The 19,842-nt window shown below is 46.4% G+C and carries 17 protein-coding genes; 11 read left to right on the forward strand and 6 right to left on the reverse strand.

Features of this window, described 5'->3' with window-relative positions; translation table 11 throughout:
• Positions 1-429: 429 nt before the first annotated feature.
• Positions 430-1,344, forward strand: coding sequence for an HTH-type transcriptional activator IlvY (gene ilvY / locus DV872_RS15465; RefSeq protein WP_114630855.1), 915 nt, complete (start codon positions 430-432; stop codon positions 1,342-1,344).
• Positions 1,344-2,366, forward strand: a complete 1,023-nt coding sequence (locus tag DV872_RS15470) for a DUF128 domain-containing protein (RefSeq protein ID WP_114630856.1) — start codon at positions 1,344-1,346, stop codon at positions 2,364-2,366. Before ilvY ends, DV872_RS15470 begins: the two co-directional genes overlap by 1 nt.
• Here DV872_RS15470 and DV872_RS15475 read toward each other — a convergent pair.
• A complete protein-coding gene (locus tag DV872_RS15475) occupies positions 2,354-2,941 on the reverse strand; it encodes a histidine phosphatase family protein (protein ID WP_114630857.1) in 588 nt (195 codons plus the stop codon). The genes DV872_RS15470 and DV872_RS15475 overlap by 13 nt on opposite strands.
• A 111-nt stretch (positions 2,942-3,052) precedes the next feature.
• On the opposite strand from DV872_RS15475, the gene DV872_RS15480 reads away from it, so the two are divergent.
• From DV872_RS15480 to DV872_RS15505, 6 genes are all read left to right on the forward strand, one after another.
• Positions 3,053-4,168, forward strand: coding sequence for a glycosyltransferase (locus DV872_RS15480; RefSeq protein WP_114630858.1), 1,116 nt, complete (start codon positions 3,053-3,055; stop codon positions 4,166-4,168).
• Positions 4,165-5,211, forward strand: coding sequence for a glycosyltransferase (locus tag DV872_RS15485; protein ID WP_158546999.1), 1,047 nt, complete (start codon positions 4,165-4,167; stop codon positions 5,209-5,211). The genes DV872_RS15480 and DV872_RS15485 overlap by 4 nt, the downstream gene beginning before the upstream one ends.
• A complete protein-coding gene (locus DV872_RS15490) occupies positions 5,204-6,403 on the forward strand; it encodes a glycosyltransferase (protein WP_158547000.1) in 1,200 nt (399 codons plus the stop codon). Before DV872_RS15485 ends, DV872_RS15490 begins: the two co-directional genes overlap by 8 nt.
• Positions 6,404-6,464: 61 nt before the next feature.
• Entirely contained in the window at positions 6,465-8,327 is a 1,863-nt protein-coding gene (locus DV872_RS15495) for a hypothetical protein (protein ID WP_114630861.1), read from the forward strand.
• Between the two features lie 24 nt (positions 8,328-8,351).
• Positions 8,352-8,903 carry a hypothetical protein gene (locus DV872_RS15500; RefSeq protein WP_147283184.1) on the forward strand — a complete coding sequence of 184 codons (552 nt, stop codon included), beginning with the start codon at positions 8,352-8,354 and terminating at the stop codon, positions 8,901-8,903.
• Positions 8,904-8,991: 88 nt separating this feature from the next.
• Positions 8,992-9,786 (forward strand): hypothetical protein, encoded by a 795-nt coding sequence (locus DV872_RS15505; RefSeq protein ID WP_114630863.1) that lies wholly within the window; start codon positions 8,992-8,994, stop codon positions 9,784-9,786.
• A 71-nt stretch (positions 9,787-9,857) separates the two neighbouring features.
• Here DV872_RS15505 and DV872_RS15510 read toward each other — a convergent pair whose 3' ends face one another.
• Together DV872_RS15510 and DV872_RS15515 are read right to left on the reverse strand one after the other, a co-directional pair.
• Complete coding sequence (locus DV872_RS15510; RefSeq protein ID WP_114630864.1) at positions 9,858-10,883, reverse strand: NAD-dependent epimerase/dehydratase family protein; 1,026 nt, start codon at positions 10,881-10,883, stop codon at positions 9,858-9,860.
• An 8-nt stretch (positions 10,884-10,891) separates the two neighbouring features.
• Complete coding sequence (locus tag DV872_RS15515; RefSeq protein ID WP_114630865.1) at positions 10,892-12,268, reverse strand: sugar transferase; 1,377 nt, start codon at positions 12,266-12,268, stop codon at positions 10,892-10,894.
• 178 nt (positions 12,269-12,446) lie between these two features.
• Between DV872_RS15515 and DV872_RS15520 the strand changes: the two genes are divergently transcribed.
• From DV872_RS15520 to DV872_RS15530, 3 genes are all read left to right on the forward strand, one after another.
• On the forward strand, positions 12,447-13,136 hold the full coding sequence (locus DV872_RS15520; RefSeq protein ID WP_114630866.1) for an SOS response-associated peptidase: 690 nt from the start codon (positions 12,447-12,449) through the stop codon (positions 13,134-13,136).
• Positions 13,137-13,221: 85 nt separating this feature from the next.
• The gene (locus tag DV872_RS15525) at positions 13,222-15,498 is read left to right on the forward strand and encodes a xanthine dehydrogenase family protein molybdopterin-binding subunit (protein WP_233516431.1); all 2,277 of its coding nucleotides are present in this window, start codon (positions 13,222-13,224) and stop codon (positions 15,496-15,498) included.
• On the forward strand, positions 15,495-15,989 hold the full coding sequence (locus tag DV872_RS15530; protein WP_114630867.1) for a (2Fe-2S)-binding protein: 495 nt from the start codon (positions 15,495-15,497) through the stop codon (positions 15,987-15,989). Before DV872_RS15525 ends, DV872_RS15530 begins: the two co-directional genes overlap by 4 nt.
• A gap of 14 nt (positions 15,990-16,003) precedes the next feature.
• On the opposite strand, the gene DV872_RS15535 is transcribed toward DV872_RS15530, so the two are convergent.
• Genes DV872_RS15535 through DV872_RS15545 form a run of 3 tightly spaced genes read right to left on the reverse strand, consistent with a single transcriptional unit; the run spans position 16,004 to position 19,831 of the window.
• A complete protein-coding gene (locus tag DV872_RS15535; RefSeq protein ID WP_158547001.1) occupies positions 16,004-17,047 on the reverse strand; it encodes an ABC transporter ATP-binding protein in 1,044 nt (347 codons plus the stop codon).
• A gap of 1 nt (position 17,048) precedes the next feature.
• Entirely contained in the window at positions 17,049-18,746 is a 1,698-nt protein-coding gene (locus tag DV872_RS15540) for an iron ABC transporter permease (RefSeq protein WP_114630869.1), read from the reverse strand.
• Positions 18,746-19,831, reverse strand: coding sequence for a thiamine ABC transporter substrate binding subunit (locus DV872_RS15545; protein WP_114630870.1), 1,086 nt, complete (start codon positions 19,829-19,831; stop codon positions 18,746-18,748). Before DV872_RS15545 ends, DV872_RS15540 begins: the two co-directional genes overlap by 1 nt.
• Positions 19,832-19,842: the final 11 nt, after the last annotated feature.

The raw sequence follows: 19,842 nt of genomic DNA on the forward strand, positions 1-19,842 counted from the left end.
GGCTATTTCCGCAGCAATTGAATCGGCTTCAAGGCGGTCTCTCCCGCCTGCTCCTGAATTACTCAGGTCTGTCAGATCCTGAAGGGTTGTCAGGAAGAATGGTTCAAGATAAACACCGTTTTCAACAGTGCCTGATCCATCCTTGTTCAGATTGATCTGTTGATCAACGGCACAGGAATAGAGAAATGAAGATAGAGATAGAAGTATGATGAGTTTCTTCAGTTTTTAGTCTCCTATTCTACAGGAGTAAATAACATCACTCCTGTGTCTGAATCAGTGAAGGCCCGGGGGCCTGATAGTAATAAAACAGACTTAGTCCTAAATGATACAATAAAGGATCGGGAAATAAAAGTGCCGGAATTGATCAGGTATTTGTCCTTGGCTCTTAATGCACTATAATAGGGTAATTTTACTAAGGGAGAACTCCCCATGGATATACGGGAATTGAAGCTGTTTCTTAAGCTTTCCGAGACTCTACACTATACAAAGACCAGCCATCTTATGGCAATCAGCCCATCCGCTTTAAGCAGAACCATTCAGAGAATGGAAGATCAGGTGGGGCAGAAACTCTTTTTCAGAGATAACAGGGGAGTTGTTCTGACTCCGGCGGGAAGCCGGTTCCGGGAATATGCTCTGTCTGTTCTGGAGGATTGGCAGAAGCTTCAGAATGATCTGTCTGAAGAGAGCCGTGACGTCAAGGGAGACCTGATTGTCTACAGTTCCGTAACGGGGTGTTATACAATTCTTCCCGATCTACTGGAAAAATCCCGTCTGAAGTATCCGGGTATTCATATAAATCTTAAAACAGGCTCCGCCGCCGATGCGGTCGCTTCCGTGATGAGCGGTCTGGCCGATCTTTCTGTAGCCGCCGAACCCGATTCTCTGCCCGAAAATCTTGTTTTTCTCAGCGTTACAAGTACGCCTCTGCAGTTGATAGCTCCCGTAACGGAGTGTCATCTGACAGACCGTCTTCAGACCACAGGCACCGCCTGGTATGATCTTCCTCTTATTCTTCCCGAAAAGGGACTCTCCCGCAAAAGACTTGATCGTTTTTTCAAGGCGATGCAGATTCAACCTGAGGTCTATGCCGAGGTGGATGGTAATGAAGCCATCATTGCTCTGGTCAGCCTTGGTTTCGGTCTCGGAGTTGTCCCCTCTCTTGTCAGAGAAAACAGCCTTATCCAGGAAAAAATAAAAGTTCTTCCCGATGTCCTTGATCTGGAGCCCTACAATGTGGGGATCTGTGTAAACCGCCGTAAGAGTCAGACTCCCATATTGAGAGCCTTCACATCTCTGCTGTCCGGAGTAGACGGTGATTCTGATGAGGCCGGAGATATTCTTTGATGGAAAAAACAGACGCGAAGAGACTGCAGATCCTAAAAATCCTCTCAGAAGAAGACCAGCCTCTTTCAAGTCAGGTCATAAAGGAGCGCCTTCAGGAGCGGGGAACTGCCCTGAGTGAGCGTACTGTCCGTTTTCATATGCTTGCCCTCGACAAGGCCGGACTCACAGAGTACAAGGAAAAAAAAGGGCGCTACCTTACATCGGGCGGCCATAAGGAGATTGCCAGAAATCAGGTCTATGACCGGGTTGGTTTTCTCTCTTCCCGCATTGATGAGCTCTCTTATCAGATGAATTTCAACTGGAAAAAAAGGAAGGGGACCGTACTGGTTAATGTGAGTCTTGTTCCTCTGGAAAACTCATCAGTTGTCTATCATCTTATGGCTCCTGTATTTGAATCAGGATTGACAATGGGACAGAAAGTGGCTGTCTTCCGTCCCGGTGAGAAAATCGGTGATACCGAGATCCCTCCCGGATATTTTGGACTGGGAACGGTCTGTTCCATTACTCTGAACGGAGTCTTCTTAAAAAGCGGCATTCCTGTGACCTCTGTTTTTGGCGGACTTCTTGAGATCTCCGGAAGCCGTCCCGACCGTTTTGCGGCAATCATCAACTACAACGGGACAAGCGTTGACCCCCTAGAAGTTTATATCAGCAGCGGAATGACCGACTGCCGGGGAGCTTCTGAGGCGGGGCATGGCTTTATCGGGGCCAGTTTTCGTGAGATTCCCGCCGGCAGTCTGGATCAGGTGACTGAAATACATGCAAAGCTGACCGAGATGGGGCTGGGTGGAATTCTCAAAATAGGCTATTCCGGGCATTCTCTGCTGGATATTCCGGTTGCCGACGGACGTATTGGTTTGATTACTGCGGGAGGACTAAATTCTATCTCCGCCCTGACGGAAGCTGATATTGCCGTTAAGTCAAAAGCCCTCTCAGGGATGATTGAATATGATCAGTTGATAATGTATACCGAGCTCTATGACGCCCTCAGTAAAATCCGGAATAAAAGTCAGTCTTTCTGATTGAACAGTCGGATTTCCGCCGTTTCCAGATGATTCTGTGAGCGGTGATCTTTGGCAGCCACGTTTTTCGGCCATGTCAGAGCAATCTGAAGAATATCTCCATGGGAGATCAGGAGGATATCTTTTCCCTCAAACTGTTCCTCCATTCCGTTTATAAAAGAGATAAACCGTGCTCTCACTTCATCCGGGCTTTCCACAGAGTTATGGTTATTTCCTCCGTCCAGAACATCCTTTTTCCACACTTTTTTATAGTTTGAATCACCGGACTTCTCATAATCTCCAAAATTTCTCTCTCTTAATGATGCTGTGAGAGTAGGGATTCCTGTCTGGAGTATTTCTGATACCAGAGATGCGGTCTCCATCGTTCGTAAAAAGTCCGAGCAGTAGATCAGAGTTTCTCCATCCAGACAGCTGGAAGATTCCAGGGATTCCCGGATCTGCTGTCTGCCTGTTTCGGATAGACCGTAGCTATTACATCCATTGGCGGGATCGCTGATAATAATACTCTTTTCATTGGCCAGACTCCGTCCATGTCTCATGAGATAGTATTTATTTTTTAGTGTGTCGGGAGTCATATTTTCCTTCCTGTTCTGGAACTTTTCACTGATATAACAATTATAAACAGCTTTTATCTTTAGCGGAATAGGCCTTGACTGATGAATGCGTAATATTTAGTCTTAACTATAATGAAATTAGCAATAACACATGACTGGCTGACTGTTCCAGGGGGCGCTGAAAAAGTCGTCAAACGCTGGTATGATATTTACCCTGATGCTCCTATTCACACCACGGTGTATGACCGCAAGAAAATCGGTCATATCTTTGACAGCAGCAGAGTCGTTCCCTCCTTTATGCAGAAGGTTCCTTTTTCAAAGAAACACTATACCAAGATGCTCAGTCTTATGCCCCGGGCCTTTGAGGAGTTTGACCTGTCTGAATACGATGTGGTGCTGTCATCCTCATCTTCCTGTGCCAAAGGGGTGATCACCACTCCTGATTCTGTTCATATTGCATACGTACATTCTCCCATGCGCTATGCATGGGATCTCTATCATGAATACTATGCCTCTTCGGGAGCTCTGGCCCGTTTTGTAATGCGTAGAACAATGCCCGGAGTAAGACAGTGGGATATGCTCTCCAGCCAGAGGGTGGATTATTTTATTGCCAATTCCAACTTTGTCGCCCGGCGTATCAGAAAGTATTACCGCCGAGAAGCGGATGTAATCTTTCCTCCGGTAAATACTGAATTTTATACCCCCGGTGATCCCGGAAGGGCCGGAGAAGGGGAAGACTACTATATGATCATCTCCCGATTTGTCCCCTATAAAAAAATAGATCTTGCCATTGAAGCATGTAATGCCCTGAACAGGCGTCTTGTGATTATCGGAGGCGGTCCGGATGAACAGCGTCTGAAAGATATGGCGGGTCCCACAATCGAATTTAAAGGCTCTCTCAATGATGAAGAAGTCAGGGATAATTACAGGGGCTGCAAGGCTTTTCTTTTTCCTGCACTGGAAGATTTCGGAATTACTCCCGTGGAGGCACAGGCCTGCGGACGTCCCGTTATCGCCCTGAAGAAGGGAGGAGCCCTTGATACGGTTATTGCCGGAAAAACCGGTGTCTTTTTTGAAAAACAGGACAGCGAAAGTCTTACGGCAGCCATGACTGAACTTGAAGGTATGAGCTGGGATTCTGATTTTATCCGCAAACATGCCGAAGGCTTTTCCAATGAACGTTTCGACCGGGAAATTACCGATTATGTCGATGAAAAATGGACAGCCCGCTTAAAGGAAATAACTTGAAAATACTCTTTGTCTGCTCCGCCCGTGAATGGGGTGGGAATGAGAAGTGGTCAACCATGGCCATGAATGAACTTGAGAAACAGGGACATAGTGTGAGCATCCTTTTAAGGAATCCCCTCCTTGGCAAAAAATTTGGAAAGCCCTGGCTTTTTGCTCCCTTTATTACAGCCTTTGATCCTTTTACTTTCCTGATTACTTTTTTTATCCTTCTTTTTAAAAGGCCCGATGCCATAGTCAGCACTAAAAAGGCCGAGTATTTTGTGCTTGGTGTATTAAGCCGCCTTTTCCGTATCCGTCATATTCTCAGGCTGGGGATTGTCAGGGACCTGGACAGCGGCTGGCGCCGTTTTGTCTATACCCGTCTGAATGAGGGAATTATAGTCAACGCTAAAAGAACCAAGGATAATTTTCTGAAATATGACTTTGTGGATCAGGATAGAATCAAACTGATCTATAACGGTATTCCCGAGATTAAGACCGGCAGTGTTCCCGAGAGAAAGGACAGCCGTCTGAATATTGTTTCAGTGGGAACTCTTACTCCCCGAAAGGGATTTCATCTTCTTTTTGATGCACTGGCTTCTCTGCCCGAGGATGTCCGGAAGGGTATCCGTCTCACCATTGTGGGCAGCGGACTTATGAAGGCCGAGCTTAATAAACAGATTAAAGATCTTAAGCTGGAAGATTCTGTTGATATGGCCGGGTTTCAGAGTGATCCTGTCCCCTTTCTGCAGACAGCGGATATCTTTGCCCTGGTGTCTGAAAACGAAGGAATCTCCAATGCCCTGTTAGAGGGGATGATGCTGGGACTTCCGGTTCTTACGACATTATCGGGAGGAACCGAAGAGTTTCTGGTGGATAATAAAAACGGATTTGCAGTGGAACGAGAGGCGGTTGCCATAGCCAGGCGTATGGAAGAACTCTATGGGCGCAGAGCCGAACTTCCTGCCATAGGTGCTGCCGGAACTGAGACAGTAAAAGAGTTTTTCTCCCTAAGCCGTATGGGTCGTGAAGTGGAAGCCTTTCTGGAGACTCCCCGTGACTGAACATTCGGGCACCGGGGAACAATCGGGTGCTGGGGAACATAAAAAGATCCTTCACCTTTTTCCCGAGTTTAAACGAGGGGGAGCGCAGATCAATGTTCTCCGTTTTATCAATGCCAGTCTTGATGATTTTGAGCATCATGTGGCTGCAGCTCCCCAGGATAAAACCCTTGAGGCTGAATATGATGCTTCAGGGACAGTTGTTCATCCCATAGATATGACCTCTGTAAAACTGAGGAGTATCCGTGCCCTTGTAAAACTGATCAAAGAGCTGAAACCCGACATTGTTCATGTGAACGGAAAGGGTGCAGCCTTTTATGGATTTATTTCATCTTTCTTTACGGTCTTTCAGGTTCCGGGACGCCGTTCTCCTGAAAGTCGTTCCTACCGTATGTTTCATACCATGCGGGGGTTCCATATCAAATATTCAGGTATGAAGCTTAAGGCTTATCTTGCGTTTGAACGTGCAGTTGCCCGAAGGATGGATGGAACCGTACTGGTTTCTCCTTCTGAGAAGGAGCTGCTTAATACTAAAATCCCGGGTCTGGATCAGAGCCGCCTTTTTCTGATACCCAACGGCATCAATATTAACGATGCAGAGCTGCCCGCAGATATCTCCCGCTGTCTTGAGTCTTATTCAAAGAATATAGTCACCCTTTCCCGTCTCTCTCATCAGAAAGACCTGATCACCATGGTGGATGCCTTTGATCTTTTTGCCGGTGATATAGGGGATGCAGCCCTCCATGTGATGGGCGGCGAGACTCCTCAGGACAGGGAATATGCCGGGACTGTGCGGAGGCGTATAGAACAGTCTCCCTATAAGGAGAGGATCTTTCTATGGGGTTCAGTAAAGGATGCGGGCAGTCTTCTCCGCTACTTTGACCTTTACTGGAGCACTGCGCTGTTTGAGGGGCTCCCTACTGCTGTTGTGGAAGCGGCTCTCTGCCGTATTCCCATAGTAGGAACTGATTGTGTGGGCAATAAAGACCTTATCATTCCCGGAAAAACAGGTATACTCACTTCCCCCGGGGATGCTTCTGATAATGCAGAAGGAATTCGGGAAGCTGTTACTTTGCTTGAGAAAGGAAAATTCGTATCGTTTGTGGATGAGGCTGAAAGAATCTGCCTGGAATTTTCACCTGAAAATAATGTATTGAAAATAAAGGAAATGTATCGGTCTGTTTCTGAAGACTGACAATTCTTTGACTGTTAATTGTTTGTATATGTAAAGGCCCTTTGGCCATTGGAGAACTACTATGAAAAAATCTATCCTTGTGATGCTCGCATTACTACTTACTCTGACCGCAGGTCTCTCTGCGCAGAGCCACAATGCGGTGCCCCTGAGAGATACCGCATTATATAATTTCCTTGAACAGGCCGAGATGAAAGGATACACGGGACAGCAGAGAGCCGTCCGTCCCTATCCCCGCTCTCTGGTTGTTTCTCTCCTGGAGGATGTTAAGAAATATCAGCCTAAGATGAGCCCTGCTGAAAAAGGGGTCTTTCTGGATTTCTATGATAAATATGTTGTGGATGAAGACCGGAAATTTCTTAAAGACGGTGATATAAGAGTTGAAGGTGAAATATTTACCCTGAGAGGGGAAGTTGATGCCGAAATGCATGCTCAGGCAAAACTGAATGATATCACAGCTTCAGGGGGCGAGGTTATTGCAGCGGTCCGCTTAAAAGGTGATCTCGGCAGTTCTGTTTCCTGGGGACTGGATCTTGAAGGCGGCGCCTATGCGGCGGATGAATATGATAAGGATACAAGTTACGGTCCCACTGCCTGGGCACCCTATACTTATACAAAACAATGGGACGGAGGTATCCACCCCATTGATGGGCTGAATTACTTTGCAGCCATGCCTGACGGTCTTGCTTTTGGATATGCATATGATGCCGAAATAGCGGCCTCTTTCTGGGACAATGCTGTGGATCTCCGCTTCGGACGTCTCAGACGTGACTGGGGTATGGGAGAGGGAAATCTCTTTCTCAGCAGCACAGCCCGCCCCTTTATGGGTTTTGAGGGATCTATTAATCCCTGGAAGTGGTTTAACCTCTCTTTCCTCACAGGAACATTGGAATATGGGGAAAGCTATAGAAATGTTGATGATTACAATATAAAGGGAACCTCACGGACTCAGCAGAATATGTTCTCAATCCTTCAGCTTGAAGTGATGCCCACGGACTGGTTGTATCTCGCTTTTTCAGACAGCGGTGTCTATATGAAACGTCCTGAGCTGGGATATCTTCATCCTCTCTACAGTCAGTTCTCCTATCAGAACAATGTGGGAGACTTTGATAACATGGCCATGGGTGGAACCATTGCTCTAAAGAAAGCCGGATGGGGAAAGGTTTACTTTTCTGCCTTTCTGGATGAAGCACGCTTCAATCATCCCGATTTTTTTGGAAACTATGCCAATATGTACAGCTATCAGACCGGAGTTGAAGTACCCGTCCCCGGACTTCCCTGGACCACAGCTTTACTGCAGTACACAAAGATTGAACCCTTTACCTATACCCATTACACAGTTAACAGTTCTCCCTGGTATAACGGATTGGATATGGAGACTGACTATCTGAACAATGGGGAATCCCTTGGATACAGCCTTGAACCCAACTCCGACGAGCTTATGCTGAAGCTCAAGTCTCAGCCCAAAAAGGGATTTACCGCAGAGTTTGGTTACAGGATGGTTCGCCATGGAACAAATGCGGGGAGTTATTACGATGCCTGGGGCAGCGGTGGATATCTGCAGGATGATGCCGGGAACTATATTGATGAAGATGGAAATCCTGTAACAAATCCAAATCCAGATGATCCTGATTTTAATGGTGTCGCCCTGACTCCCGACAACGACCCCAACGGCGCCTACGGCCAGGAGGGCAGCAAGGATTTCCTCAAGGACGCAGTCTACGAATGGTTTCATATCTTCAGTCTGGGCGGAAGCTGGGATCTCACCAGCAGCGGAACACCCATCGCCTTCGGAGCAAACTATGATTATGTACTGAAGTACTACTCAGACTATAAGAACACAGGAAACTTCAAGGCCGTTAATTCAGGATCTTTCCTGAATGAAAACAACCACCTCCTGTCTCTGACAATGACAATTTATCCTTGATCACACCGTGAACTCAATATGAAAATGAATAAGTTATACTGGATAATTCTATTACTACTCTTTATAGGAGGCCTGACATTTTGTGAGGATCAGGAGATAGGATGGGTCATCAGTCCTGAATTGCGTTTTACCACTCTTGATGAGCAAAAATTAACAATGGTGGGAGGACAAATCGGATTAGTTCTTGATCAATGGATATTTGGAGCCGCCTTCTATTATGGGACATCAGACATAGTAAGTTTAGTTGATGTCAGTAGTGAAGATAATGGAAATTACAGCTTCGCCTTTCCCCGAAACTTGATATATGGAGGAGGGGTTGTTGGGCGTAGTTTTTTTGCCCGTAGTTTTGTTCAACCCTATCTGGGCTTATTAGCAGGAGGGGGAGGGTCTATGGTCGCAAATAGAGGCGATGGAATCTTCATTGTAGAACCGCAGCTCGGAGCAGATATTATAATCTCCAAGGTTCGAATTTCCGGAGTCGTCTCTTATCGATTCAGTTTCTTTTCTGACTGGTTTCCAACATCCTGGGTCTCTGGATGGAATTACGGAATTATCTTAAAAATTTACAGTCATTAATTATAAAATAAAAAATAACTATATACAATTGGTTGCTTTTATAAAATTATGGTTTATTATTATAATATCATATTCTAAGGAGTTTCTAATGAAAAAAGCGTTACTAATTTTCCTTTCTGTTTTATTTGTATTCTCATTTATGGCTTGCGATGACAGCCCAATGGAAGTTTCCATTGAGGATTGGAATGCCGATCAACAGTTTAATTATGCTTTAGAAGGTAAGACCTTCGCAACTTCTGAACCTTTTGTAATTGTGAAAACGAATACGAATACAGCAACAAGTGATTCAGTCACGAGGACTTCTCTTGTAGATCAGAATGTGTCTGCCATTTATAGCGAGCTGACTGATAATGCCGGTACATTTTCAATGTCTTATTCTTTGACTTTCACATCTGCATTTGATGTGGCCTATGTTGATACGGCAACCATTGGTTATTCAATTGCTAGGATTAATGCACATGAGAGTGGTGGAAATGATTGGTTTGATGATGAGGCTTGGGAATATGTCATTGGTGATTTCGCCACTGCAAGTGTTGGATTTGCTGGTAAAACACTCAGATCCGTATCTGTTTCAGGAACCTATAAGAAAATTGAAAAACAGAATGGAGTTAATTATTATGATATAATTATAACCTCTTATAATGAGAATACTCCTGATAACAATGTAGCTGATGGTACTACTAAGTCTGGAACATATCCTGCTACAGTTACTGGATCGACCTATACAGAGGCTGTTAATGACTGGACAATGAAAGTGTCACCAGGTGATAAATACAGCCTAATTACAAGTGCAGATGGAGTTGATTATCTTGAAATGGAATTTTCAGATATTGGTTTTAAGGATGAGTGGAGAACTTATGATGTAATGTACACTGCACCATAATTTTCTTTGATAGCTATGAGTATTTGAGGTTGTCCTTTCTGGGACAACCTTTTTTTCGTCTCTTTTCATATTCAGATTATCTCTCTATATCTTTTATACCAGCTGGCAAACTTCTCGATTCCCTCTTCCAAAGTAACCTTTGGAGTGTAGCCTGTAAGGGCCTCAAGCTGTGACGTATCCGCCCAGGTCATGGGAACGTCACCGTCCTGCATGGGAAGGAACTCCTTTTTGGCTTCCATACCGAGATTCTTCTCAATAATCTTGATGAACTCCAGGAGGTCCACGGGGGAACCGTGCCCGATATTGAGAATCCTTGCGGGTACCCTGTCTTTACCAGCCGACATGGGCTTCTCTACCAGGCGGGATATGCTTTCGGTGATATCTTCTACAAATGTGAAATCCCGCTTCATATCTCCGTTGTTGAAAACCTGAATGCTCTGACCGGCGATAATCTTCTCTGCAAATGAGAAGTAGGCCATGTCGGGACGTCCCCAGGGGCCGTATACAGTGAAGAAACGGAGACCCGTACAGGGCAGTCCATAGAGGTGGCTGTAGGAGTGGGCCAGAACTTCGTTGGATCTTTTTGTTGCCGCATAGAGGCTGATGGGTTCTGTTACAGGATCATCTTCATGAAAAGGAACTTTCTTATTGGCACCGTATACCGATGAGGATGAGGCATAAAGCAGATGTTCAATTTTGTTGTGACGGCAGCATTCAAGAATATTCATAAAACCCTGGAGGTTGCTGTCCACATAGCTCTGGGGGTTTTCGATGCTGTAGCGAACTCCCGCCTGTGCTCCCAGGTGAATTACCTGGGTAAAATGATGCTCCTTAAAGAGAGCCTTCATGTTTTCTGTGTCTTTAAGATCTGCTTTATAGAAGAGCCAGCCCCTGTCATTGCTTATGGCTTTCATCTCCGGAGTCTTTTCATCCACCTGAAATCCCCGTTCTCCCAGACGTCCATACTTGAGGGCAGGATCATAATAGGAGTTCAGGTTATCTGTCAGGACCAGTTTGTCACAGTCTTTAAAGTAGGGGTGTCCCGAGAGATGGAATCCCACAAATCCGGCACCGCCGGTGATAAGTATATTTTTCATATTTTCCTCTAGTAGGCGTTTTTATTTACAAAACCATTAAAGACAGTCAAAAGAAGTATCTTCAGGTCCAGAGCAAAACGCCAGTTCCGGATATAGTACATATCGAATTGGATTCTTTTTTCAAGACTTGTATTACCCCGCCAGCCGTTGATCTGAGCCCATCCTGTGATTCCGGCTTTCATTTTATGACGGAGCATATAGCCGGGGATTTCATCCTTGAACTCCTCAATCAGTTCGGGGCGTTCCGGCCTGGGACCGACAAGACTCATATCTCCTATCAGTACATTCCAGAATTGGGGGAATTCATCCAGGCTGGTCTTTCTGATAAATGATCCGAATTTAGTCTTGCGGGGATCATCTTCTGTTGTCCAGGTGAATCCGTCTTCCTTGTCTGCTCCCTGACGCATGGATCTGAATTTCCACATCTTAAAGACTTTCCCATCCTGGGTCATTCTCTCCTGGCCGTAGAATATGGGGCCGGGGGAAGTGATTTTTACCAGTACAGCAATAATCAAGAGCATGGGAGAGAGGACCAGCAGTCCGAAAAAGGAGCCGGCTATATCCGTCGCTCTCTTACCTATAAGGGCAAATTGATTCGTGGCAGGTCTGTTGATAAAGATTAAAGGCATTCCAAGTACATCTTCGATGGTTGTTCCGATAAGGGCATAATTCACCTGTGGAATCAGTATGATGGGTATGACCTGGTTGTAATGGCCTTTAATATATTTTTCCTGCCTGCCGAGATCCCTTCCCGAGTACCCGACCATGATACTCCAGGGATCAAATCTGGCCACTTCTTTATCCACATCCTCATAACTGCAGGATGGAATTCCCAGCTCTTCGGCCTTCCCTTTAGAATCCGCCCAGCAGCATATTTCAATCGCCATTTGAGGATTCTCCATAACTTTTTTTATCAAGCGGTCCACATGCAGGCCGTGACCAATGAGAAAAACAGTTTGCCTGAGCTCTCCTTTAATCACCTTCATCATAAGATGGTTTCTGAAGAATACTCTGTTCATGATCAGTAATATCTGGTTGATCAGGAAAAAGATAATGAGTGTAAGACGTGATATTCTGTCTGACTGAAGGTTGTATCCTGCAAAAACAAAAAAGATCTGAATCTTAATATTCAGCATGAGCAATTTGGAAAACTCTCTATGCCAGGCATGGAGAATCTGCTGCGTATAGAATCGCTCTCTGTATAATAGATAAGCCGCCACCAGAACAGGGATCGGCATCAGATATAGGAAATGTATAAAGGATTTATAATTGTTCTCCAAAACCATAAAGCGGATATGGGTCGCAAGAAGCCAGGAGAGACTTACAAGAGCCAAGTCAGTGATATAGTGGAAAAATATATAAGACTTCCATTGTTTATTAAGCATGTTTATTCCTGTGTACTCTCTTTAACAAAGATACCATTCTAATCTGATATGGTTACTCTGTGTAGCACTAAAGTATAATGTATTACTCATTAATTAAATAAAAAAATACATTAGCTGATTCTGGGCATCCCTTTATTCATGGAACTTTTAGTTTTAGAATGGAAATCAGGAGGGTGCTATGTGTTTCAGTGTTGCATTGACAAGAGAAACCATTGAAAATGATCCCCGTTTTCATCATCTACTGGATGAACTGTATCAAAATCCGGGGTTCAGGATATCAGGTTTCAGTTTTCCGGGGCTACCCGTTTTAAGGGAAGATTTAAATTCAGCAGGGGATCTGCTTCACTGGGGGCTGATTCCCGCCTGGGTAAAGGATTCTGACAAAGCTGGAAAGATACGCTCCGGTACCATAAATGCCCGCTGGGAGAGTCTCTCTGAAAAACCCTCATTCCGGGAGAGCTGGCCCGCTAAGCGCTGTATCCTTCCTGTAGAGGGGTTTTATGAACCTCATCTAAAGGGTACGACAAAGTCCACCTGGTATATCCGGCCCAGGGATAAAGGGCTGATTTATCTGGGAGGAATCTGGCAGGAAAATCGGAATCTTCCTGTAGACTGGCCGAATCTGACTTTTTCAATCCTGACTGTTGAGTCCAGAGATCTTCTGCAGAAAGTACATAATGAAAAACCCCGAATGCCTGTCATGCTGAGCCGTGAAGCTGCATCAGACTGGCTTGGTGAGGAACGGCCTGACCTCAGTGACAGTCACTGGCATCTGAATCAGGAGAGTCTTGAAGCCTGGGAATGCCTGCCCGGAGGACGGGAGAAAGCTCCCCCTGGAAAGGAATGGACTCAGGGACATTTGTTTTAATAAGTTGATTGTATTGCTTCCCGGGGGTATAATTAATCAATCAGTCAAATAATAAATATTTACACTTGAAATAATCGGAGGAACTGTGAAGAACTGTTTTAGAAATGATGCCAGGCAGAAGGTCTGCGGCACTGCCCGTTTCGCCGATGATTTCTCTTTTCCGGGAATGGCTCACTCCGTTCCTGTATACAGTGATTTTGTCCATGCACGGATACACTCTATTCTTATTGAGGACGCACAGAACATGCCCGGCGTTCTTGCCGTACAGACCTGGAAAGATGTACCAGGGAACTTATGTTCAGGTCAGATTGATCAGGATTGTCCCATTCTTGTAAAAGACCGCATCCGGAGTACGGGAGATGTGGTTGCGATTGTAACGGCTGAAACCAGAGAACAGGCCATTGCCGCTTCCCAGAAGGTCAGGGTGGAGGCAAAAGTTCTTCCGGTAATTCTTAATACTGAAGAAGCCATGAAAGCTGATGCTGTTGTTATTCCAGAGGGACGTCCCGGAAACATTGTAAACCACCACAAGGTCCGCAAGGGTGACCCAGATAAGCTGATGGCTGAATCCGATATTATTATCGAAGATTTTTTTGAGACCCCCCTGGTGGAACATGCCTATATGGAGCCCGAATGCGGTATCTGTGTACCCCGTGATGACGGGGTTTTAGATATTTATGGCTCTGTTCAGCATCCCTTCAGCACAAGACGTTTTATCTGTGCTTTTCTGGGACGGCCTCTGGCATCGGTTATTGTTCACGCACATGCGGTGGGCGGAAGTTTTGGCGGCAAGGATGATACAGCTTCATTGGTCTGCGCCAGAGCTGCTCTGGCTGCTGTTGCCCTTAAGAGACCTGTGAAGCTTCGTTATGACCGCCCCTGGTCCATGAGGGAGAGCTATAAGAGAAATCCTTATAAGATGTGGTACAAGGCAGGATTTTCAAAAGAGGGGGTACTCCTTTCTGTCATCAGTAAAACTCTTTCCGATTCGGGAGCCTATACCTCCACAACTCCCTGGTCCACATGGCGGTCGGCAGCACAGAATGTGGGTCCCTATGCCCTTGGAGATATAAGAGCCGATGTGTACGGTGTTGCCACCAATAATATATTTACCGGAGCCATGAGAGGCTTCGGATCTCCCCAGACAAATTTCGCCTTCGAACAGATTATGGATATGGCTGCCGAAAAACTGGGGATGAGTCCTTTGGATATTCGAAAAAAGAATGCAGTGACACAGAACAGCGAAACCATCACGGGACAGATTCTGGACGATCATACGGTCAGTCTCTGTGAAGTCCTTGATAAGACTGCCTCTTCCATCTCCTATGAAGAAAAAAGAAAGAAATCCTCCTATGGAAAACCCGGTAAAGACGGACTTTTGTATGGAATCGGCATAGCCTGTTCCTATAGAGGATGCAGTCTCGGAGCCGAAGGGATGGATTTCTGCTGTGCTTCAGTAAATGTTCAGTTTGACGGCTCCATTGTTATGGATGTTTCTGTTTTTGAAAACGGACAGGGCGCCCCCAGTGCCATGATCATTCTGGCATCCGAGATGCTTGGTGTTCCGGTGGATAAAATTCATTATCAGGCTTCAACAACTGCCTCTATTCCTGATGGAGGAACAACTGTCGCCTCCCGTGGAACCCTTGTGGGCGGCGCTGCAATCAAGGATGCCGTTGATAAGCTCAAGGTAATCCTGGCTGGAGCTCTCAAGACGGATCTTGTTGACGAAGGTGAAGAGATTGAGTTCCGGGATGATCGGATTTTCGGCAGCCGGGGACGTTCCCTCAGCTGGGAGGAAGCCGGTAAGAAAATGTATCTGGCCCGGGTATATCCCTTTGCATTCGGTACATTTCAGGCACCTCCGGTTTCCTGGGACGAGGAGAATGGACAGGGTGATGCCTATTTTTCTTATGTCTACAGTGCCCAGGCAGTAGAACTTGAGATAGATCCTGTGAAAGGAAGTTGCCGAATCCTGAATATTGTGGCCTCTCATGATATCGGCAGGGCGGTGAATCCTCCCATGGTCATAGGACAGATTCAGGGCGGTATAGTGCAGGGCGCCGGTATGGCTCTTACAGAAAAATTTCTTGTGGATGATGAGGGAAAGGCTGTGTCTTTGAACTTTTCAAAATATAAGATTCCCCGGGCAACTGATATCCCCGATATTACGGCTCATATTATTGAGAACCCGGATCCACTCTCACCCACAGGGGTGAAAGGAATAGGAGAACCGGCTCTGGAAATCATCTCTCCTGCAATCGCCAATGCCGTTGCCGCTGCCACCGGGATACATCTGAAATCCCTGCCCCTTGATATAAAATCATTGAAGATAAGCGCTGAGGAGCCTCCAACAGTATGAGTAAGATAATTGTAAATGGAAATGAATATATTGTCAGTGAGGAACATGAGTCTCTGACTCTTCTCCACTATTTGCGGGATGTTCTTGATCAGACGGGAACAAAGAATGGATGTGAAGAGGGTACCTGCGGAGCCTGCACGGTTCTAGTAGATCATAAGGCCGTTCGTTCATGCCGCTATAAGCTGAGCAGGGCCTTTGACTGTGAAGTTACCACAATTGAAGGGCTTCTCCGTGAAGACGGCAGCCTGCATCCTGTTCAGCAGGCATTTATCGATGCCGGTGCAGTGCAGTGCGGATTCTGTACCCCCGGAATGATCATGCAGACACTGGATCTGCTGCATAAAAATCCCGAACCCGACAGAGAGACTATCCGTAAGGCTCTAAAGGGAAATCTCTGCCGCTGTACGGGATATCAAAGTATTGTGGATGCTGTGGAACTGGCCTCAAAGAGGATGATGACTCCCCATATTACAAGGCAGTACGGGCAGTAATCAGGCTGCCGCCGTCAGTTCAGCAGGAGGCAATCCTGTAAAGATATGGCCAGGCGGACTTTCTCTCCAGTTATCCGTCTGCTTAGATCCCTGCTTTTTATCTTGATTATCTGATTCCCGCAGGCAATCTCCATATAGTGAAAATCTCCCCCGAATTCACTGTAGTGAAGTTTTCCACTGCAGCTGAGTTCCATATCTTTTTTTAAACTGTCTTCATCTCCCAAAACCCTGCAGCATTCAGGACGGAAAAAGAGCTTTGGATTATCCCTCTCTATGGTCTCTTTTATCCCTTTCACTGATGAGGGAATTTCATGCAGATCAAATTTTCCAAGCATACTGAAGCTCTGCTCCAGAGAAAGGATATTGGCATTGCCGAAAAAGTCCCCGGCAAAACTGTTTACGGGAGTTCTGTAAATCTCTTCGGGAGAGTCTGTCTGTATCACCCTGCCGCCGTTCATCAGAACAACAAGATCCGATATGGCCATGGCCTCTTCCTGATCGTGGGTGACATAGACAGTTGTGATGCCGGTACGTTTCTGTATCTCTTTTATCTGTCTTCTCAGGATTTTACGGAGTCGTGCATCCAATGCGCTGAGGGGCTCATCAAGGAGAAGCAGCTCGGGCTCTGAAGCCAGGGCTCTTGCCAGAGCAATCCTCTGTTTTTCTCCCCCTGAAAGCTCTTCTATTCTCCGTTCTTCAAAGCCTTTCAATTCCACCATCTCAAGAAGTTCAGCACAGCGGATATGGGCTTTTTCACCCTTGTGAGGCATCCCATAACAGATGTTTTTCTGAACATTCATATGGGGGAATAAAGCATAATCCTGAAAAACCATTCCAATTTTTCTGAACCGGGGATCTAGATTCGTTATATCTTTTTCACCCAGTATGATCTTTCCTTTTCCGGGACTGTATAATCCGGCAATGGATTTTAACAGACTTGTCTTGCCGCAGCCGCTTGGCCCCAGCAGTGTGGTCAGCTTAGCTGAGGGGAGATCCAGAGAACACTGGAGATTAAAATCTCCAAGAGTCAGTTTCAGCTTATCTATGGTAAGTTTCATATCAGTTCTCCCAGCCTTCAAAGGCATCTATCAGGATAAAAGCAGCAAGGCATATCAGGATCAGAATGGTTCCCAGAGCACAGGCGCTGTAGAATTTATATGTTCCGATCAGCCTTAGAATGGCAATGGGTATTGTGGGGATTCCCGCATCTGAGAGGATCAGAGTTGCATTGATTTCTCCAAGAGAAATTGCAAGTGCGAAGGCGCCGCCTGTAATGAGTCCCGGCTTGACCAGGGGCAGCTCAATACTCAGAAACTGCCTGACTCCACCGGCACCCATAAGACGGGAGGCGTCCAGCAGGTTCTGTCTTATCCGTTTCATGGCGGGTGTCAGAGCCCGCAGGACAAAGGGGAGGGCAATAACCGTGTGGGCAAGAATGATGGTCAGTACCGGAGGTACTGCTCCCAGCCGGCCTCCCCGCAGGAGCCAGAGATAACCCATTCCCAGAACAACCGATGAAACCCCCATGGGCATCATGATCACTGTTTCAACCATCCCGGAAAAGCGGAAGTTGAAACGCGCAAGAACCCAGGATGTATAGGAGCCGATGATCAGGGTCAGAATGAGTGTGGAGAATCCCAGAAAGAGACTGTTTCTCATGGACTGAGCCAGAAGGTGGGCATTGTTTCCTCTCAGTGATCCCGGTGCTGCCAGAATTTCTCTGTACCAGCGCAGTGAGAGTTCTACCGGGCCGGTTCTGGTTGTCTGAACCAGAAAAGACTGAGCCATTACCGTAAGAATCGGTCCGAAGATGATAAAGAGGATCAGAACAAAATAGGCGGCTGTAAAAAGCTTTGTCCTGAGGCGCAGATCCTTCCAGTGCATCTTGCTGCGTATCAGACTCTCCCTGTGAATGTTTCTGCCCTCCCTTCTTATATAGAACCAGGTCAGAAAGAGGGTCGCCGCTGTTTCAACAAGGGCAAGTGCACCGCCCTTACCGAAATCAAGAGAGTATTTAATCAGTCTGTATACTTCCACTTCTAGAGTGGAGTAACGGGGGCCCCCTCCCAGTACAAGAACTACCGCAAAACTCATAAAGCAGTAGAGGAAGATCAGAGATCCCGCACTGATCATCCCCGGGAGCAGCTGGGGCAGGGTTATTGTTGAAAAAATTCTCCCCTCAGAAGCTCCCAGAGTTCTGGCGGCCTGGTGCTGATTCTCTCCCAGACCTTCCCACCAGGCGGCAATAAGACGCAGGGCAATGGGGAAGTTGTAAAAGACATGTGCCAGCAGTATGGCTTTAAAAGAGTAGAGAATATCCAGAACAGGTTTATCCTGTCCTGTGAGTGTCATAAGTACTGAATTGACCACACCCTGACGTCCCCAGAAGAGGATGAAACCCAGCACCACAAGAATTGAGGGCAGTATAAAGGGAATCGTTGTCAAAGCTTTGAGGAATTTCTTTCCCGGAAAATCAAGGTGTGAAAGTATCCAGCCCCCCGGCAGGCCCAGAATCAGAGACAGGACTGTGCTCAGCAGTGCCTGGCCGAAGGTAAAGATAAAGATCCGCCTGTAGTAGGGGCTGAGGATAATCTCAGCCAGCCAGTCGGCGGTCCATCCGCCTTCCGACTGCAGTCCTTTTAGTAGAAGAACCGTCACCGGAAGGTAGAAGGTCAGAAAGAGGAAGAAAATTACAGGCAGAAGACGTATCTCACCCGATCTTTTAAGTCCCTCTTTCATCATTTTGAATCGATTCATCAGAGTCCTGATTTCTCAACCCATGACTGTACCCACTCTTGTTCACCTGCAGCAATCTCTTCCTTGTCCAGAAGGAGGGGATTGGCAGAGATAAAGGCCATATCAAAGGCTTCGGGGAGCTCTGTGGAGCTGACAGCAGGCATCATGATATTGTTTGTTGCAATGATAGCCTGTCCTTCGGCGGAGAGCATGTAGTCGATAAACATGCGGGCTGCTTCGGGGTGGGCTGCACCCTTGATAACACCTACACCTTCAACCTGAAGATAGTTTCCTTCTGCAAAATCGAGAGCCTTGTAACGCTCAGTCTCTTCCCACATTTTGTGGTAGACAGGAGAGGTGGAATAACTCAGCACAAGGGAAGCCTCACCACTTGTGAAAAGACCGTATCCGTTGCTCCAGCTTTCGGTAACTGTCAGAACTGAAGGAGCAAGTCTGTTCCAGTATTCCAGGTAGTCATCACCATAAACGGCACGGGTCCAGAGAAGAAATCCCATTCCGGGACTGGACGTTCTGGGGTCCATGAGTACCAGTGATTTTGCATATTCAGCCTTTGTCAGATCCTCAAGAGAGGCGGGAGGATTGCTCAGCACTTCAGAGTCATAGCAGATGGCGAAATATCCCCAGTCAAAGGGGAGGAGATGATTTGACTCATCAAAGATCAGCTCTTTGGAAACACCACTCAGCGCCGGAGCTTCGTATGCTTCAAGAACATCTTCGGCCAGAACTCTTGCAAGCAGGTTGTTATCGGGTCCGATCAGGAGGTCTCCTGCGGGATTTTTTTTCTCAAGGATTACCTTACTCAGCACAGTAACCGTATCGCCGGGGGCATTCAGTTTCACTTCGATACCTGTGGCGGCAGTGAAGTTTTCAACCAGAGCCGGACCCGGTCCCCATTCAGATGCAAAGGAATCGTAGCAGTAAATATTAAGTAATTTTTCCTCAGCCTGGTGATTCTCTTCAGCCGTTTCGGCTTTTTCACTATGACCTGAATCACTGTCATTGTTCTGGTCTTTCTCCTGACTGCCGCCGGCAAAAAGCAAAGCAGTCATCATGAGGAAAAAAAGGATAAAAATTGATTTTTTCATTTAAGAAGCTC

The sequence above is a fragment of the Oceanispirochaeta sp. M1 genome (assembly GCF_003346715.1).
Lineage (GTDB): Bacteria > Spirochaetota > Spirochaetia > DSM-2461 > DSM-2461 > Oceanispirochaeta.

Bases quoted from the DNA above. Each gene is read 5' to 3' on its own strand.
- ilvY (WP_114630855.1), top strand. From the start codon at position 430: ATGGATATACGGGAATTGAAGCTGTTTCTTAAGCTTTCCGAGACTCTA.
- DV872_RS15470 (WP_114630856.1), top strand. From the start codon at position 1,344: ATGGAAAAAACAGACGCGAAGAGACTGCAGATCCTAAAAATCCTCTCA.
- DV872_RS15475 (WP_114630857.1), bottom strand. From the start codon at position 2,941: ATGACTCCCGACACACTAAAAAATAAATACTATCTCATGAGACATGGA.
- DV872_RS15480 (WP_114630858.1), top strand. From the start codon at position 3,053: ATGAAATTAGCAATAACACATGACTGGCTGACTGTTCCAGGGGGCGCT.
- DV872_RS15495 (WP_114630861.1), top strand. From the start codon at position 6,465: ATGAAAAAATCTATCCTTGTGATGCTCGCATTACTACTTACTCTGACC.
- DV872_RS15500 (WP_147283184.1), top strand. From the start codon at position 8,352: ATGAATAAGTTATACTGGATAATTCTATTACTACTCTTTATAGGAGGC.
- DV872_RS15505 (WP_114630863.1), top strand. From the start codon at position 8,992: ATGAAAAAAGCGTTACTAATTTTCCTTTCTGTTTTATTTGTATTCTCA.
- DV872_RS15510 (WP_114630864.1), bottom strand. From the start codon at position 10,883: ATGAAAAATATACTTATCACCGGCGGTGCCGGATTTGTGGGATTCCAT.
- DV872_RS15515 (WP_114630865.1), bottom strand. From the start codon at position 12,268: ATGCTTAATAAACAATGGAAGTCTTATATATTTTTCCACTATATCACT.
- DV872_RS15520 (WP_114630866.1), top strand. From the start codon at position 12,447: ATGTGTTTCAGTGTTGCATTGACAAGAGAAACCATTGAAAATGATCCC.
- DV872_RS15530 (WP_114630867.1), top strand. From the start codon at position 15,495: ATGAGTAAGATAATTGTAAATGGAAATGAATATATTGTCAGTGAGGAA.
- DV872_RS15535 (WP_158547001.1), bottom strand. From the start codon at position 17,047: ATGAAACTTACCATAGATAAGCTGAAACTGACTCTTGGAGATTTTAAT.
- DV872_RS15540 (WP_114630869.1), bottom strand. From the start codon at position 18,746: ATGAATCGATTCAAAATGATGAAAGAGGGACTTAAAAGATCGGGTGAG.
- DV872_RS15545 (WP_114630870.1), bottom strand. From the start codon at position 19,831: ATGAAAAAATCAATTTTTATCCTTTTTTTCCTCATGATGACTGCTTTG.